We start from the raw sequence: 15,574 nt of genomic DNA, 5'->3' as shown, positions 1-15,574 counted from the left end.
ACGTGTCGTACGTATTGGGTTCCCTCACCCCAATGGCTAATCAAAAAGGTACAATATGAACGTTTCCTCACAAACTCAACGCTATAAGGCGTTGTTCTGGTTATCGTTATTTCATCTGCTGGTGATCACCTCCAGTAACTATCTGGTTCAGCTTCCTGTCTCCATTTTTGGTTTTCATACCACCTGGGGCGCGTTTAGCTTTCCGTTTATCTTTCTCGCTACCGACCTGACCGTGCGTATTTTTGGCGCACCGCTGGCCCGTCGTATCATCTTTGCGGTGATGATCCCTGCGTTATTGATCTCCTATGTCATCTCGTCGCTGTTCTATATGGGTTCATGGCAGGGATTCGGCGCTCTCGCCCACTTCAACCTGTTTGTCGCCCGTATCGCTGCCGCCAGCTTTATGGCCTACGCGCTGGGGCAGATCCTCGACGTGCATGTCTTTAACCGCCTGCGTCAGAGTCGTCGCTGGTGGCTGGCGCCGACGGCGTCCACGCTGTTTGGTAACGTCAGCGATACACTGGCATTCTTCTTCATTGCTTTCTGGCGGAGTCCGGATGCCTTTATGGCCGAACACTGGATGGAAATCGCGCTGGTTGATTACTGTTTCAAAGTGTTAATCAGCATCGTTTTTTTCCTGCCAATGTATGGCGTATTACTCAATATGCTATTGAAAAGACTGGCAGATAAATCCGAAATCAACGCTTTGCAGGCCAGTTAAAGGTTCGTTATCAGACTTGTGATAAGATGGATGAATGAGCCGTTATGGCCGTTTATCGAAAGGAAGATGTCAATGCGCAATCTGGTTAAATATGTCGGAATTGGCCTGCTGGTTATGGGGCTTGCGGCCTGTGATGATAAAGACACTAACGCTACAGCGGAAGGTACAGTCGCGGAAAGTAACGCTACCGCGAATCCCGTCAACCTGCTTGATGGCAAGTTAAGCTTCTCGCTGCCAGCGGATATGACCGACCAGAGCGGTAAGCTGGGAACACAGGCCAATAACATGCACGTCTGGTCCGACGCCACCGGGCAGAAAGCGGTGATTGTTATTATGGGCGATGATCCGAAAGAAGACCTGGCTGTGCTGGCGAAGCGTCTGGAAGATCAGCAACGTAGCCGCGATCCACAGCTGCAAGTGGTGACCAACAAAGCCATTGAGCTGAAAGGTCACAAAATGCAGCAGTTAGACAGCGTTATCTCTGCTAAAGGCCAGACGGCGTACTCTTCCGTCATTCTGGGTAACGTAGGCAACCAACTGCTGACAATGCAAATCACACTGCCTGCTGACGATCAGCAAAAAGCGCAGACCACCGCAGAAAACATCATTAACACGCTGGTTATTCAGTAAGTTTTAAGATGACGAAACGGCCTCAGGTGCTTCCACCGGAGGCCGTTTTTTTAATCGCCACGTCAGCAATAACGCGATTGCGACCAGCCCCGCCGCCGCCAGATAAATCACCGGTACGCCCGCCCAACTCATCACCAGCCCTGCCAATGGTCCGGTAACTCCAAGCGATAAATCCATAAATACGGTGTAGGTTGCCAGCGCCGCCCCCTGATTCTGCTGCGGCACCGCTTTGACCGCCACTACGCCCAATGCCGGGAACACCAGCGAAAAGCCCGCCCCCGCCAGTAAGACGCCGATTTTCGCCATCCACGGCATAGTCGCCACGCCAACCAGCAGCAGGCCGATTATCTCAACGCTAAAGCAGAGCATCGCCACGTTTAAGCCACCAATGCGGTTTATGCCGTTAGGGAATAACAATCGCGTTCCAACAAACGCACAGCTAAACAACGTCAGCGCGAAGGCCGCACCGTCCCAGCCTTTAGCGTCATAAAACAGCGTGATAAAAGTGGCGATAACGCCAAACCCGGCGGAAGCCAACGCCAGCGCCATACCGTACAGCCAGACGCGCCCAAGCACCGCGCGAAACGGCAAAGGTTTGCCTTTACTGGCTTTCACCGTCGGACGCGGTATTGCCAACAAAATAGCCACCAGCGCCACGCCCATAATGATTAATGCCAACGCCTGCAAACCGCCCCAGTGATAAAACACCACACCTAACGGCGCGCCCATCGCCATCGCTCCGTAAGTGACAATGCCATTCCACGAAATCACTCGCCCGATATGCAGCGAACCGACCACGCCAACGCCCCACAGTGTCGACCCCGTTCCGGCAAAACTTTGCCCAATCCCAAGAATCACGCGCCCCAGGCAAAGTAATAACAGACTGATAATTGGCAGACTGGCGGTTAACCCAGCCACCAGATAACCCAGCCCGCTCAAAAAGCAGCCGCACAAACCGAAGACGACAATCTTTTTTGGCCCCAGCAAATCAGCATAACGCCCGGCATGAGGACGACTCAGCAACGTGGCGAAATATTGCAGACTGATAACCAACCCCGCCCAGAAGGCGCTAAAGCCCATCACATCATGGACATAGCCCGGTAGCACGGCGAGCGGTAATCCGATGGTCAGATAGCTGGCGAAGTTAAACATGACAATGGAGACAATGCGCAAATTCAGGCGCATTCCGTTAAGCGCCGGTTCGGCAACAGGTACGGGCATGAGGAGCACCACATTTTTACAACAGTGTTTCATTTTTACCACGTGGTGGCGTGTAAATCAGCAAGAAGAATCAGAATATTGCTGGCGTGACTCCCGCTACACTTAATACAAAAAGTCATAAGGAAGCCCCAATGGAAACATCTCAACCCGATAAAACGGGCATGCACATTCTACTCAAGCTGGCTTCACTGGTAGTAATCCTCGCGGGTATTCACGCAGCGGCAGATATCATTGTGCAATTGTTACTGGCGCTGTTTTTCGCCATCGTCCTCAATCCACTGGTGACCTGGTTTATTCGTCGCGGAGTTCAGCGTCCCGTTGCCATTACGATTGTGGTCGTAGTGATGTTGATTGCGCTTACTGCGCTGGTCGGTGTGCTGGCGGCATCGTTTAACGAATTCATCTCTATGCTGCCGAAGTTTAATAAGGAGCTGACGCGCAAGCTTTTTAAATTGCAGGAGATGCTGCCTTTTCTTAATTTGCATATGTCGCCGGAACGAATGTTGCAGCGGATGGATTCAGAAAAAGTGGTTACCTTCACCACCGCTTTAATGACCGGGCTTTCCGGGGCAATGGCGAGCGTACTTCTGCTGGTGATGACCGTTGTTTTTATGTTGTTTGAAGTACGCCACGTCCCTTACAAAATGCGCTTTGCGTTGAATAACCCACAGATTCACATCGCCGGATTACACCGCGCATTAAAAGGCGTTTCGCATTATCTGGCATTAAAAACGCTGCTAAGTTTATGGACGGGCGTTATCGTCTGGCTGGGGCTGGCGCTGATGGGCGTGCAGTTTGCGCTGATGTGGGCGGTACTGGCTTTTTTACTCAACTACGTCCCCAATATCGGCGCGGTAATTTCCGCCGTACCGCCAATGATTCAGGTGCTGCTGTTTAATGGTGTTTACGAATGTATTCTGGTCGGCGCATTGTTTTTAGTTGTCCATATGGTCATCGGCAATATTTTAGAACCACGGATGATGGGCCATCGCCTGGGGATGTCCACCATGGTGGTATTTCTTTCGTTGTTGGTTTGGGGATGGCTGCTCGGTCCGGTAGGGATGCTACTTTCGGTGCCATTAACCAGCGTCTGTAAAATCTGGATGGAAACCACGAAAGGCGGTAGCAAACTGGCGATTTTACTGGGGCCAGGCAGACCGAAAAGTCGGTTACCGGGGTAATAGCGCACCCTGATCAGACAATGGCCACCGTTTATCTAACGGTGGCCATTTGATTCGAGAAAATGATGCAATATTATTCAGAAAATTAATTTCTAAAAACCACTCCTTAAGTCAAATATATATAAACACCAAATAATCATTAAATTCCCATCCCAGAGAACGCACTGATTATATTGTGTTATTTTTATTGCCTCATTTTTCTCACTCACTTATAGTTGGTCCCCGCTGGCAGTAATTTAGTCATCTCAAAATGATTTGTTCTGATGTGCACTTACTGACTTATCTCATAAGTAAATTTTTCGCTAAATAAAGAATAGTGATACCAGCAATTACAGTTAAATCCTGCTTTACTCGTAAAAACAATACTTTAATGGGGCTTTAATGAAACACTACATGAAATGGTTTGCTGCTATTGCTGTTGTCGGCGCTTTAGCGGGTTGTGCGCGTACTGCACCAATTGATCAAGTCCACTCAACCGTCAGCGCCGGTCATACCCAGGATCAAGTTAAAAAAGCGATTCTGAAAGCTGGCGTTGAACGCAAATGGATTATGTCCGAAGCCGGACAAGGTGTAATTAAAGCACGTCAACAGTCACGCGATCATTCAGCAGAAATTCGCATTAACTACACGGCATCCAGCTACGATATCAATTATGAAAATAGTCAGAACCTGCAAGCATCAGGCGGACAAATTCATAAAAACTATAATCGCTGGGTCCGCAATCTCGACAAAGATATTCAACTGAATTTGTCGGCTGGCGCAGATTTGTAATTTCCCCTAAAGTCGGGCCGCTTCGGTCCGATAATAATTTAATTCCCTCTTAACAGGTTGTGCCCAACATGTACGAACAGGATTCTCTTAGCGCACTGGATGCGATTACCGAAGCTCAACGCATTGCCTTTGCCCCCATGCTTTTTCAAACAGCTCTCTGCCTGCGTAATGCGGGTGTACTTTCTTATCTGGATCGGCAAGGCAAACATGGCGCAACGCTGTCTGATATCACCGAAAATAGTCATATCAACGAATATGCTGCCAGCGTTCTGTTAGATATGGGCTTAAGCGGGCGAATTATTACCTGCAAAGAGGGAATTTATTACCTGGCGAAAATCGGTCATTACCTCCTGCATGACACCATGACGCGCGTGAATATGGATTTCACCCAGGATGTCTGTTATCAGGGGCTATTCTTCCTCGCCGATTCACTCAATGAAGGCAAACCTTCCGGGTTAAAAGTATTTGGCGACTGGCCGACGATATATCCGGCACTTTCACAATTACCTGACGCCGCCCGTGAAAGCTGGTTCGCGTTTGATCATTACTATTCAGATGGCGCATTTAACGCCGCACTGCCTTATGTATTCGCCAACAACCCCACAACCTTGTACGATGTAGGCGGCAATACCGGTAAGTGGGCTTTGCGCTGCTGTAAATACAACGAAAACATCACCGTTACGTTATTAGATCTGCCACAACAAATCGTGCTCGCCAAAGAAAATATCGCGAATGCAGGCTTTTCTGATCGTATAGATTTCCATGCTGTGGATATGCTAAGCGATGCGCCGTTACCGGGCGAGGCTGATATCTGGTGGATGAGTCAATTTTTAGACTGTTTTTCACCCGAACAAATAATTAGCATACTCAGCAAAGTTGCCAGCGTAATGAAGCCCGGGGCAAAACTTTGCATTATGGAGTTGTTCTGGGATGCGCAGCGGTTTGAAGCGGCATCGTTTAGCCTGAATGCCTCCTCACTTTATTTCACCTGCATGGCAAACGGTAACAGCCGTTTCTATAGCGCAGAGAAATTTTACGACTATCTGAATAAAGCAGGATTTCAGGTAGCAGAGCGCCACGATAATTTAGGCGTTGGGCATACATTATTGATATGCCAAAAGAAATAATCGTCACTTAATAATTTTGGTTTACCGCGGGCGCGCGTTGATGAAATTTACATTAAATATTACCGACTGGAAGGCACTGGCGCCTGGACTCAGCGAAGCCCAGCAATGGCAAGCATGGTCGCGCCAGCCGTGGGCGGTTGACCCTGCTGCACCGTTGGCAAAATTATGCGAATTGCCAATGATGACCGCCCGCCGTCTCAGTTCTGGCAGCAAACTGGCCGTGGAGTGCGGTCTGGCAATGCTACGCCGCCATCAAATAGACGCCGTTTTGTATACCAGTCGTCATGGCGAACTGGAACGCAATTACCGCATTGTTCATGCACTGGCAACCGAACAGGCACTCTCTCCGACAGACTTCGCGCTCTCCGTACACAACTCTTCCGTGGGTAACCTGACCATTGCGGCCAAACAACCGATCGTTTCGTCATCGCTTTCGGCTGGTCGCGACAGTTTCCAGCAAGGTTTATGTGAAGTGCTTAGCCTGTTACAAGCGGGATACCAGCGCGTGTTGATGGTCGATTTTGATGGCTTTCTGCCTGAGTTCTATCACCCACAACTGCCAGCAGAAATGCCGACCTGGCCGTACGCCGTCGCGCTGGTGATTGAAGCTGGCGATGACTGGCAATGTGAAACACAGCCAGCCATTGCGGGCAATGAAACATCACTGCCGCAAAGCATGTTGTTTTTACAGCACTATTTACAAAACGCTAATAAATTTTCACTGCCTGGCGAGCGCGTGCAATGGCGCTGGAGCCGCAGATGCGTAAGCTGATGTCGCGCCTGGAGTGGACATGGCGACTGATTATGACCGGGTTGTGTTTTGCCCTGTTTGGCCTCGGCGGACTACTGCTCTCTGTGGTGTGGTTTAACGTATTGTTAGTTTTGGTGTGGGATACTTCCCGCCGCCGTCGTGTGGCGCGCCGCAGCATTGCCGCCAGTTTTCGTCTGTTTTTAACAGTCGCAAAAGGGCTTGGCGTGCTGGATTATCGGATTGATGGGGCTGAAATTTTACGTCAGGAACGCGGTTGCCTCGTCGTAGCCAATCATCCCACGCTGATCGATTACGTACTGCTGGCGTCAGTCATGCCAGAAACTGACTGCCTGGTGAAAAGCGCGCTGTTAAAAAATCCTTTTCTTGGCGGCGTCGTGCGGGCGGCAGATTATTTAATCAACAGCGAAGCTGAAACCCTCTTACCCCGTTGCCAACAGCGACTGGCACAGGGCGACACTATCTTGATTTTCCCCGAAGGCACGCGAACGAAGCCTGGTGAAAAAATGACGTTGCAGCGCGGGGCAGCGAATATTGCCGTGCGCTGTGCCAGCGATTTACGCATCGTGACGATCGGCTGTAGCGAGCATCTGCTGGATAAACAAAGTAAATGGTATGACGTTCCGCCTGCCAGGCCGTTTTTTACGGTTGAAGTCCGTGGGCGGGTAGAAATCAATAAATTTTACGATGCAACTTCACAAGAACCGGCGCTGGCAGCAAGGCGGTTAAACCGGCATCTTTTGCTTCAATTACAACAAGGTTGTTTACCTCTCTCAGGAATAAATAATGCAAGCGCTTTATCTGGAAATTAAAAATCTCATCATCAGCACCCTCAATCTGGACGAGTTGACTCCTGATGATATCGATACCGATGCGCCGCTGTTCGGCGACGGTTTAGGGCTGGATTCCATCGATGCCCTGGAACTGGGGCTGGCAGTGAAAAATGAATATGGCGTTGTGCTTTCCGCGGAAAGTGAAGAGATGCGTCAGCACTTTTTCTCCGTCGCCACTCTGGCCTCTTTCATTGCTGCGCAACGCGCCTGAGGAAAGCCATCATGACAGAACAACAAACCGTCTATCAGGAAGTCTCAGCTCTGCTGGTCAAGCTGTTTGAAATCGATCCGCAGGACATCAAACCTGAAGCGCGCCTGTACGAAGATCTGGAACTGGACAGCATTGACGCCGTTGACATGATTGTGCACCTGCAAAAGAAAACCGGTAAGAAAATCAAGCCGGAAGAGTTTAAAGCAGTGCGTACAGTCCAGGATGTCGTAGAGGCCGTAGAACGCCTGCTACAAGAAGCCTGATCTGATGTCGGGCATTCGCTCGCTACCGATTATTAAGCTGCTGACTGGATTATTGCTGCTCGCCTGGCCGTTCGTGATTTGGCTTGGTTTGGCACATAACGGCCTGCATTGGCTGTTGCCGCTGATGGCGCTGCTGCTTTTGTTGCGCCTGCGCCAGACCCGTCGCCAGGCGGGGCCGCTCCAGGTCGTCACACAAATCGTCGCTGTCGTGGGCATCGCCTTGTGTGTCGCCAGCTTTCTGTTGAAAACGCACCAGCTACTGCTGTTTTACCCGGTAGTGGTTAATGCGGTAATGCTGGCGGTTTTTGGCGGTTCGCTGTGGTCGGCAATGCCGATAGTTGAGCGGTTGGCGCGTTTGCAGGAGCCAGACCTTCCGGAAAAGGGCGTGCGCTATACCCGCCACGTCACGCAAATCTGGTGCGGCTTTTTCATCATCAACGGCGGAATTGCCCTGTTTACCGCGCTGCATGGCGATATGTCGTTATGGACTGCCTGGAACGGCATGATCGCTTATTTGTTGATGGGGACGTTAATGGCTGGTGAATGGCTGGTGCGCCGTCAGGTGATGAAAAGAGATCGCTCATGAAGCAGACCTTACCGCTTGCACGCTGGCTGACTGCGCCACGCCCTGATGACACGCCCATTGCGTGGCTGGACGAAAGCACCTGGGCGCTGGGCGATTTGCGTCACGATGTCGCGCAACTTATCTGCCGTTTACAGCAACAGCCCGGGAAACGCTGGGCGCTATGCTTTGAGAACAGCTATCTGTTTATCGTTGCCCTGCTCGCCACGCTACACGCCGGAAAAACGCCGGTGCTTCCGGGGCATAACCGCGTCATCCAGCTTAATGAGCAACGTGAACTGTTCGATGGTGTGCTTAGCGACAGCGAACTTAACTGGCAAGGTTCATTGCTGTTGGTAGCAAGTTCCCCACAAGTCGCGCCACAATCATTCACCTTTGCTGCTATAGCGCCAGACGCTTATATCGAGCTGTTTACCTCTGGTTCCACGGGGCAGCCGAAGCGGGTGATTAAACCTGTTCATTTGCTGGACCGTGAAGCAGAACTGCTGGCAGAACGATTAGGCGCACGTCTTGCCGGATGTTGTGTCGTCGGTTCCGTATTGCCACAGCATTTGTACGGCCTGACTTTTCGCATTTTCCTGCCAATGGCGCTGGGATTACCGCTGCACGCCGCCATGCTCTGGTATGTCGAACAGTTTGCCGCGTTGAGTCACCAGCATCGCTATATCTTCATCAGCAGCCCGGCATTTTTGAAGCGTCTGGATGCTCAGCTATCCCCGCCGCCTGTTCAGGTGCTTCTGTCTGCTGGCGGTGAGCTACCGTGGCAGGACGTACAACACACCGCGAGCTGGCTACGCGTCTGGCCTGATGAAATCTACGGCAGCACGGAAACCGGCGTCATTGCCTGGCGTTACCGCGATCAGGAGCAACGCCGCTGGCTGCCCTTTCCAGGTATGAAGTTCCAGGCCGAAGGTGATTCTTTTCGCCTCTTTTCACCGCTGATGGCGGATGATAACGGCCTGTTACTCGACGATATCTTACAGTTTAGCGAAGATGGTCAGTTCCATCTGATGGGGCGTCGCGGGCGCGTGGTGAAAATTGAAGAGAAACGCATTTCTCTGCAGGAAGTGGAACAACGTCTGCTGGCGCTGGACGGTATTCGCGAGGTGGCGGCAGTTCCCGTTACGCGCGGCGGGCGTCAGTGCATTGGCGTTTTGCTGGTGCTGGATGACGAAGCTCATCTGCAATGGCAGAACGGTGGCGGGCATAGCCAGGAAATGACCTGGCGGCGATTACTGCGCCCGACGCTGGAGCCAGTTGCCATTCCGCGTTACTGGCGCGTTATTGATGAAATGCCAGTAAACAGTATGAACAAGCGTGTCTATGCGCAATTACAGGAGTTATTTCATGAAGCCCCATGAAATCGAGCGCCATCAGGCACAAGCGAATCACCTTGAGATTGTTTTGCATCTCAGGGCAGATCTGTTCTGGTTTCGCGGCCATTTTGCCGTGCAACCATTACTCCCTGGCGTGGCGCAAATCGACTGGGCGATGAGCTACGCGCTCACTCTGCTCGCGCCCGGCTGGCGTTTTCACTCCATTCAGAACATAAAATTCCAGTCTCCGTTGCTGCCGGAAAACCGCGTCACGCTCACGCTTAACTGGCAGGAAGATCGCCAGATTCTGAGCTTTAGCTATCAGCGTCACGACGGTGACGCCCGCCACACCGCCAGTAGCGGGAAGATCCGCCTATGTCGGTAAACTTTTCTCCCTGCGTGTTGATCCCCTGCTACAACCACGGCGCAATGATGCCGGGCGTGCTGGCGCGTCTTAAGCCATTTAATCTGCCCTGTATTGTGGTGGATGACGGCAGCGATACCGCCACGCAACAGCAACTGGATAAGCTGGTTAGCGAACAGCCTGGCGTGACCTTAATTCGCCAGGCAGAAAACGCAGGCAAAGGCGCGGCGGTGATGCGCGGCTTACAGGCGGCGGCAGACGCAGGGTTCAGCCATGCGGTACAGGTGGATGCTGACGGTCAGCACGCGATTGAAGATATCCCCAAACTGCTGGCACTTGCTGAACAGCACCCTGCGGCGCTGATCTCCGGCCAGCCGATTTACGATGAATCCATCCCCCGCTCACGGCTGTACGGGCGCTGGGTCACCCACGTCTGGGTATGGATCGAAACGCTCTCCCTGCAACTGAAAGACAGCATGTGCGGCTTTCGCGTTTATCCGGTTGCGCCGACGCTGCAACTGGCAAAATACGCCACCATCGGCAAGCGGATGGATTTCGACACCGAAGTGATGGTGCGCCTCTACTGGCAGGGAAATACCAGTTATTTCGTGCCGACCCGCGTCACCTATCCGCTGGACGGACTTTCGCATTTTGATGCCCTGAAAGATAACGTCCGCATCTCGCTCATGCACACGCGTCTGTTTTTCGGCATGTTGCCGCGTATTCCTTCGCTGTTAATGCGCCGCTCTTCCAGCCACTGGGCGCGGCAGAGTGAAGTGAAAGGATTATGGGGAATGCGCCTGATGCTGCTGGTCTGGCGTCTGCTGGGAAGAACGGCGTTTACCGCGCTGCTTTACCCGGTGGTGGGCGTCTACTGGCTCACCGCCTCCCGTGCGCGTAAAGCATCGCAAGACTGGCTCGCCCGTGTGCGCCAGCATCAACCACAGGCAGCAAAACTCAACAGCTACCAGCACTTTTTACGTTTCGGCAACGCCATGCTCGACAAAATCGCCAGTTGGCGCGGCGAGCTGCAACTGGGGCGCGATGTGCTGTTTGCGCCAGGCGCAGAAGCGGCGCTTGACGTCCGCGATCCGCGCGGCAAATTGCTGCTGGCCTCGCATCTTGGCGATGTGGAAGTGTGCCGGGCGCTGGCAAAAATTCAGGGCTACAAAACCATTAACGCGCTGGTGTTTAGCGAAAACGCCCAACGCTTTAAACAGATAATGCAGGAGATGGCCCCGCAGGCTGGCATCAACCTGCTCCCGGTAACAGATATCGGCCCGGAAACCGCCATCCTGCTGAAAGAGAAGCTGGATAACGGCGAATGGGTGGCGATTGTCGGTGACCGCATCGCCGTCAACCCGCAACGCGGCGGCGACTGGCGCGTCTGCTGGAGTCCGTTTATGGGCCAGCCTGCACCTTTCCCACAGGGGCCGTTTATTCTCGCGTCCATTTTGCGCTGCCCGGTGAATCTGATTTTCGCCCTGCGCCAGCACGGCAAGCTGCATATTCACTGCGAAACCTTTGCCGACCCGCTGCTGTTGCCGCGTGGCGAACGCCAGCAGGCGCTGCAAAACGCTATCGACCACTACGCCGCGCGTCTGGAACATTTCGCGCTCCAGTCGCCCCTCGACTGGTTTAATTTTTTCGATTTCTGGCAACTGCCGCAAATTCAGGACAAGGAGTAAAGGGTGCTTAACGATCCCCGATTTACCGCTGAAGTCGAGCTGACCATTCCCTTTCACGACGTCGATATGATGGGCGTGGCCTGGCACGGTAACTATTTTCGCTACTTTGAAGTGGCCCGCGAGGCGCTGCTCAACCAGTTCAATTACGGCTATCGGCAGATGAAAGAGTCAGGTTATTTGTGGCCAGTGGTCGATGCGCGGGTGAAATATCGCCACGCCCTCACCTTTGAGCAGCGCATCCGCGTGCGTGCGCATATCGAAGAGTTCGAAAACCGTCTGCGGATTGCCTATCAGATTTTCGATGCCGAAACGGGTAAACGCGCCACCACCGGATACACCATTCAGGTCGCGGTCGACGAGAAAAGCCGCGAACTGTGCTTTGTCAGCCCCGATATTCTGTTTGAACGCATGGGAGTCAAACCATGAAATTTTTACCGCTGCTGGCGCTGCTGATTAGCCCGTTTGTCAGCGCCCTGACCCTGGACGATCTTCAGCAACGCTTTACCGAACAGCCGGTGATCCGCGCCCATTTCGATCAAACCCGGACGATTAAAGATCTGCCGCAGCCGCTGAGATCGCAGGGCCAGATGTTGATCGCCCGTGACCATGGGTTATTGTGGGATCAAACCTCACCGTTCTCCATGCAGCTATTGCTGGACGATAAACGCATGGTGCAGGTGATCAACGGTCAGCCGCCGCAAATCATCACGGCAGAAAATAACCCGCAGATGTTCCAGTTTAACCACCTGCTGCGCGCGCTGTTCCAGGCCGATCGCAAAGTGCTGGAACAAAACTTCCGCGTCGAATTTGCTGACAAAGGCGAAGGCCGCTGGACGCTGCGCCTGACCCCAACCACCACGCCGCTGGATAAAATTTTCAACACCATCGATCTCGCCGGGCAAACCTATCTGGAGAGCATTCAGCTTAATGATAAACAGGGCGATCGCACCGATATCGCTCTTACCCAACATCAACTGACGCCAGCGCAACTGACCGATGACGAACGCCAACGTTTTGCCGCCCAGTAAACGCCCCGCGCTGTTATGGGGGCTAGTCTGCCTGGTCATGGCGGCGGCGTTGCTGATTCTGCTGCCGCAATCACGGCTGAACAGTAGCGTGCTGGCAATGTTACCCCAACAGGCGATGGGCGATATTCCCCCAGCGCTGAATGACGGCTTTATGCAGCGTCTGGACCGCCAACTGGTGTGGCTGGTCAGCCCCGGTAAAGAGGCTAATCCCAGGGTGGCTCAGGAGTGGCTGACGCTGCTGCAAAAATCCGCTGCGCTCGGCGACGTTAAAGGGCCAATGGATGCCGCCAGCCAGCAGGCGTGGGGAGCATTTTTCTGGCAGCACCGCAACGGCCTGATGGACCCCGACACCCGCGCCCGCCTGCAAAACGGCGGCGAAGCGCAGGCGCAGTGGATCCTCTCCCAGCTTTATTCTGCGTTCTCCGGGGTAAGCGGCAAGGAGCTGCAAAACGATCCGCTGATGTTAATGCGCGGCTCGCAGCTGGCGATGGCGAAAAACGGCCAGCGTTTACGACTGATGGACGGCTGGCTGGTGACGCAGGATCCCCAGGGAAACTACTGGTATCTGCTGCACGGCGAACTGGCGGGATCGTCGTTTGATATGCAGCAAACCCACAAGCTCATCACGACCCTGAATACGCTGGAAAAAGATCTGAAAACACGTTACCCGCAGGCGCAACTGCTCTCGCGCGGCACGGTGTTTTACAGCGATTACGCCAGTCAACAGGCGAAGCAGGATATCTCCACCCTGGGCGTGGCAACGCTGCTGGGGGTGATATTGCTGATTGTGGCGGTGTTCCGCTCTTTACGTCCGTTGCTGCTCTGCGTGATTTCCATCGGCATCGGCACGCTGGCGGGAACGGTCGCCACATTGTTGATTTTCGGTGAATTACACCTGATGACGCTGGTGATGAGCATGAGCGTTATTGGCATTTCCGCTGACTACACGCTCTATTACCTTACCGAGCGGATGGTGCACGGCAACGACGTTTCGCCGTGGCAAAGCCTGGCGAAAGTGCGCAATGCCCTGCTGCTGGCGCTGCTCACCACCGTGGCGGCGTATCTGATTATGATGCTCGCCCCCTTCCCCGGCATTCGCCAGATGGCGATTTTTGCCGCCGTCGGGTTGAGCGCCTCTTGTCTGACCGTCCTGTTCTGGCATCCGTGGCTGTGCCGTGGCCTGCCAGTGCGTCCGGTTCCGGCGATGGCGCTGATGCTGCGCTGGCTGGCAGCGTGGCGGCGTAATAAAAAACTGTCGCGGGGTCTGCCCGTCGCGCTGGCGCTGTTTTCGCTGGCAGGGATGTCAATGCTGCGCGTCGATGACGATATCTCGCAGTTACAGGCGCTGCCGCAGCATATTCTGGCGCAGGAGAAAGCCATTACCGCCCTGACCGGACAAAGCGTCGATCAAAAATGGTTTGTAGTTTACGGCGACTCCCCACAGCAAACCTTGGGACGACTGGAGACATTTACCACCTCGCTGGAGAAAGCGAAAAAAGACGGCCTTATCAGCAACTACCGCACTATTCCGCTGAACTCCCTGGCGCGGCAGGAGGAAGATTTACATCTGCTGAAAACGGCTGCCCCGACAGTAACGAAAGCACTGCAAAATGCCGGGCTGACGGCGGTGAAACCAGATCTCAACGCCATGCCAGTGAACGTTGATGAATGGCTGGCAAGCCCCGCCAGTGAAGGCTGGCGTCTGCTGTGGTTGACGCTGGAAAACGGCGCAAGCGGCGTACTGGTGCCGGTTGAAGGGGTTAAAAGTAGCGCGTTGTTGCAGGAAATCGCCAGCTATTACCCTGGCGGCATTGCCTGGGTTGATCGCAAAAGTACCTTTGATGAATTGTTCGCACTTTACCGCTACGTCTTAACCGGCTTGTTGCTGGTGGCGCTGGCAGTGATTGCCTGCGGCGCAGTGGCCCGCCTCGGCTGGCGCAAAGGGCTTATCAGCCTGGTGCCTTCGGTACTTTCGCTGGGCTGCGGTCTGGCGGTGCTGGCGATGAGCGGACAGGCGGTGAATCTCTTTTCGCTACTGGCGCTGGTGCTGGTGCTTGGCATCGGCATCAACTACACGCTGTTTTTCAGTAATCCGCGCGGTACACCGTTAACTTCACTACTGGCGATCACGCTGGCAATGCTCACCACCTTGCTGACGCTGGGTATGCTGGTATTCAGCGCCACCCAGGCCATCAGCAGTTTTGGCATTGTGCTGGTGAGCGGTATTTTCACTGCCTTCCTGCTTTCGCCGCTGGCTATGCCCGATAAAAAGAGAACAAAAAAATGATCAAACCCACATTCTGGCGAGCGTTCGCCCTGACCGCTACGCTTATCCTCACCGGCTGTAGCCACTCGCAACCGGAACAGGAAGGTCGCCCGCAGGCGTGGCTGCAACCTGGCACGCGCATCACGCTGCCTGCGCCGGGGATTTCACCCGCCGTCAATTCCCAGCAACTGTTGACCGGCAGCTTCAACGGCAAAACCCAGTCGCTGCTAGTGATGCTTAACGCCGACGACCAGAAAATCACCCTTGCCGGGCTGTCGTCGGTCGGCATTCGCCTGTTTCTGGTGACCTACGATGCGCAAGGGCTACGCGCCGAGCAATCCATCGTCGTCCCACAGTTACCGCCCGCAAGTCAGGTACTGGCTGACGTAATGCTCAGCCACTGGCCGATTAGCGCCTGGCAACCGCAACTCCCCGCAGGCTGGACGCTTCGCGACAACGGCGACAAACGCGAGCTGCGTAACGCCAGCGGCAAACTGGTCACGGAAATCACCTATCTGAATCGCAAGGGCAAACGCGTGCCAATCAGCATTGAGCAGCATGTCTTTAAATACCACATCACCATTCAATACTTAGGTGACTGA

18 protein-coding genes are annotated in these 15,574 nt (G+C 53.7%); 17 read left to right on the top strand and 1 reads right to left on the bottom strand.

Going from position 1 to position 15,574, the window contains the following annotated elements; all coding sequences use genetic code 11:
* The first annotated feature begins 55 nt into the window (after positions 1 to 55).
* Positions 56 to 721 (top strand): 7-cyano-7-deazaguanine/7-aminomethyl-7-deazaguanine transporter, encoded by a 666-nt coding sequence (locus FEK42_RS09480; protein WP_138211816.1) that lies wholly within the window; start codon positions 56 to 58, stop codon positions 719 to 721.
* 72 nt (positions 722 to 793) lie between these two features.
* Positions 794 to 1,351, top strand: coding sequence for a phage sensitivity protein DcrB (gene dcrB / locus FEK42_RS09475; protein WP_130209096.1), 558 nt, complete (start codon positions 794 to 796; stop codon positions 1,349 to 1,351).
* Positions 1,352 to 1,354: 3 nt separating this feature from the next.
* Here dcrB and FEK42_RS09470 read toward each other — a convergent pair whose 3' ends face one another.
* Positions 1,355 to 2,605 (bottom strand): MFS transporter, encoded by a 1,251-nt coding sequence (locus tag FEK42_RS09470; protein ID WP_130209098.1) that lies wholly within the window; start codon positions 2,603 to 2,605, stop codon positions 1,355 to 1,357.
* Positions 2,606 to 2,703: 98 nt separating this feature from the next.
* On the opposite strand from FEK42_RS09470, the gene FEK42_RS09465 reads away from it, so the two are divergent.
* From FEK42_RS09465 to FEK42_RS09395, 15 genes are all read left to right on the top strand, one after another.
* The gene (locus FEK42_RS09465; protein ID WP_130209100.1) at positions 2,704 to 3,753 is read left to right on the top strand and encodes an AI-2E family transporter; all 1,050 of its coding nucleotides are present in this window, start codon (positions 2,704 to 2,706) and stop codon (positions 3,751 to 3,753) included.
* A gap of 393 nt (positions 3,754 to 4,146) precedes the next feature.
* A complete protein-coding gene (locus FEK42_RS09460) occupies positions 4,147 to 4,524 on the top strand; it encodes a hypothetical protein (RefSeq protein WP_130209208.1) in 378 nt (125 codons plus the stop codon).
* A gap of 68 nt (positions 4,525 to 4,592) precedes the next feature.
* Positions 4,593 to 5,651: a methyltransferase gene (locus FEK42_RS09455; protein ID WP_135410751.1), complete on the top strand. Its 1,059-nt coding sequence runs from the start codon at positions 4,593 to 4,595 to the stop codon at positions 5,649 to 5,651.
* A gap of 40 nt (positions 5,652 to 5,691) precedes the next feature.
* On the top strand, positions 5,692 to 6,423 hold the full coding sequence (locus FEK42_RS09450; RefSeq protein ID WP_130260970.1) for a beta-ketoacyl synthase chain length factor: 732 nt from the start codon (positions 5,692 to 5,694) through the stop codon (positions 6,421 to 6,423).
* Positions 6,411 to 7,232, top strand: coding sequence for a lysophospholipid acyltransferase family protein (locus FEK42_RS09445; RefSeq protein WP_135493077.1), 822 nt, complete (start codon positions 6,411 to 6,413; stop codon positions 7,230 to 7,232). Before FEK42_RS09450 ends, FEK42_RS09445 begins: the two co-directional genes overlap by 13 nt.
* The gene (locus tag FEK42_RS09440; protein ID WP_047643688.1) at positions 7,207 to 7,464 is read left to right on the top strand and encodes a phosphopantetheine-binding protein; all 258 of its coding nucleotides are present in this window, start codon (positions 7,207 to 7,209) and stop codon (positions 7,462 to 7,464) included. The genes FEK42_RS09445 and FEK42_RS09440 overlap by 26 nt, the downstream gene beginning before the upstream one ends.
* 11 nt (positions 7,465 to 7,475) lie before the next feature.
* Positions 7,476 to 7,727: an acyl carrier protein gene (locus FEK42_RS09435; protein ID WP_000139646.1), complete on the top strand. Its 252-nt coding sequence runs from the start codon at positions 7,476 to 7,478 to the stop codon at positions 7,725 to 7,727.
* 4 nt (positions 7,728 to 7,731) lie between these two features.
* On the top strand, positions 7,732 to 8,313 hold the full coding sequence (locus tag FEK42_RS09430) for a hypothetical protein (protein ID WP_130260972.1): 582 nt from the start codon (positions 7,732 to 7,734) through the stop codon (positions 8,311 to 8,313).
* The gene (locus FEK42_RS09425; RefSeq protein WP_135493078.1) at positions 8,310 to 9,671 is read left to right on the top strand and encodes an acyl-CoA synthetase; all 1,362 of its coding nucleotides are present in this window, start codon (positions 8,310 to 8,312) and stop codon (positions 9,669 to 9,671) included. The genes FEK42_RS09430 and FEK42_RS09425 overlap by 4 nt, the downstream gene beginning before the upstream one ends.
* Complete coding sequence (locus FEK42_RS09420; RefSeq protein WP_024225041.1) at positions 9,658 to 10,011, top strand: 3-hydroxyacyl-ACP dehydratase FabZ family protein; 354 nt, start codon at positions 9,658 to 9,660, stop codon at positions 10,009 to 10,011. The genes FEK42_RS09425 and FEK42_RS09420 overlap by 14 nt, the downstream gene beginning before the upstream one ends.
* A complete protein-coding gene (locus FEK42_RS09415; RefSeq protein ID WP_138211815.1) occupies positions 10,002 to 11,678 on the top strand; it encodes a glycosyltransferase in 1,677 nt (558 codons plus the stop codon). Before FEK42_RS09420 ends, FEK42_RS09415 begins: the two co-directional genes overlap by 10 nt.
* 3 nt (positions 11,679 to 11,681) lie before the next feature.
* Entirely contained in the window at positions 11,682 to 12,104 is a 423-nt protein-coding gene (locus FEK42_RS09410; protein ID WP_130260976.1) for a thioesterase family protein, read from the top strand.
* Positions 12,101 to 12,706 (top strand): outer membrane lipoprotein carrier protein LolA, encoded by a 606-nt coding sequence (locus tag FEK42_RS09405; protein WP_135493079.1) that lies wholly within the window; start codon positions 12,101 to 12,103, stop codon positions 12,704 to 12,706. Before FEK42_RS09410 ends, FEK42_RS09405 begins: the two co-directional genes overlap by 4 nt.
* A complete protein-coding gene (locus FEK42_RS09400; RefSeq protein WP_138211814.1) occupies positions 12,675 to 14,993 on the top strand; it encodes an MMPL family transporter in 2,319 nt (772 codons plus the stop codon). Before FEK42_RS09405 ends, FEK42_RS09400 begins: the two co-directional genes overlap by 32 nt.
* Complete coding sequence (locus tag FEK42_RS09395) at positions 14,990 to 15,574, top strand: DUF3261 domain-containing protein (protein ID WP_000595148.1); 585 nt, start codon at positions 14,990 to 14,992, stop codon at positions 15,572 to 15,574. Before FEK42_RS09400 ends, FEK42_RS09395 begins: the two co-directional genes overlap by 4 nt.

It is taken from the genome of Escherichia sp. E2748, from assembly GCF_005781125.1.
GTDB lineage: Bacteria > Pseudomonadota > Gammaproteobacteria > Enterobacterales > Enterobacteriaceae > Escherichia.
The sequence above is the reverse complement of the archived record's forward strand: the minus strand, read 5'-3'. Positions and strand labels throughout refer to the sequence as shown.

Coding starts and splice junctions, on each gene's coding strand:
- FEK42_RS09400 (WP_138211814.1), top strand. CDS start 12,675: ATGACGAACGCCAACGTTTTGCCGCCCAGTAAACGCCCCGCGCTGTTA.
- FEK42_RS09470 (WP_130209098.1), bottom strand. CDS start 2,605: ATGAAACACTGTTGTAAAAATGTGGTGCTCCTCATGCCCGTACCTGTT.
- FEK42_RS09480 (WP_138211816.1), top strand. CDS start 56: ATGAACGTTTCCTCACAAACTCAACGCTATAAGGCGTTGTTCTGGTTA.
- FEK42_RS09395 (WP_000595148.1), top strand. CDS start 14,990: ATGATCAAACCCACATTCTGGCGAGCGTTCGCCCTGACCGCTACGCTT.
- FEK42_RS09420 (WP_024225041.1), top strand. CDS start 9,658: ATGAAGCCCCATGAAATCGAGCGCCATCAGGCACAAGCGAATCACCTT.
- FEK42_RS09450 (WP_130260970.1), top strand. CDS start 5,692: ATGAAATTTACATTAAATATTACCGACTGGAAGGCACTGGCGCCTGGA.
- dcrB (WP_130209096.1), top strand. CDS start 794: ATGCGCAATCTGGTTAAATATGTCGGAATTGGCCTGCTGGTTATGGGG.
- FEK42_RS09435 (WP_000139646.1), top strand. CDS start 7,476: ATGACAGAACAACAAACCGTCTATCAGGAAGTCTCAGCTCTGCTGGTC.
- FEK42_RS09405 (WP_135493079.1), top strand. CDS start 12,101: ATGAAATTTTTACCGCTGCTGGCGCTGCTGATTAGCCCGTTTGTCAGC.
- FEK42_RS09440 (WP_047643688.1), top strand. CDS start 7,207: ATGCAAGCGCTTTATCTGGAAATTAAAAATCTCATCATCAGCACCCTC.
- FEK42_RS09445 (WP_135493077.1), top strand. CDS start 6,411: ATGCGTAAGCTGATGTCGCGCCTGGAGTGGACATGGCGACTGATTATG.
- FEK42_RS09455 (WP_135410751.1), top strand. CDS start 4,593: ATGTACGAACAGGATTCTCTTAGCGCACTGGATGCGATTACCGAAGCT.
- FEK42_RS09465 (WP_130209100.1), top strand. CDS start 2,704: ATGGAAACATCTCAACCCGATAAAACGGGCATGCACATTCTACTCAAG.
- FEK42_RS09430 (WP_130260972.1), top strand. CDS start 7,732: ATGTCGGGCATTCGCTCGCTACCGATTATTAAGCTGCTGACTGGATTA.
- FEK42_RS09415 (WP_138211815.1), top strand. CDS start 10,002: ATGTCGGTAAACTTTTCTCCCTGCGTGTTGATCCCCTGCTACAACCAC.
- FEK42_RS09425 (WP_135493078.1), top strand. CDS start 8,310: ATGAAGCAGACCTTACCGCTTGCACGCTGGCTGACTGCGCCACGCCCT.
- FEK42_RS09460 (WP_130209208.1), top strand. CDS start 4,147: ATGAAATGGTTTGCTGCTATTGCTGTTGTCGGCGCTTTAGCGGGTTGT.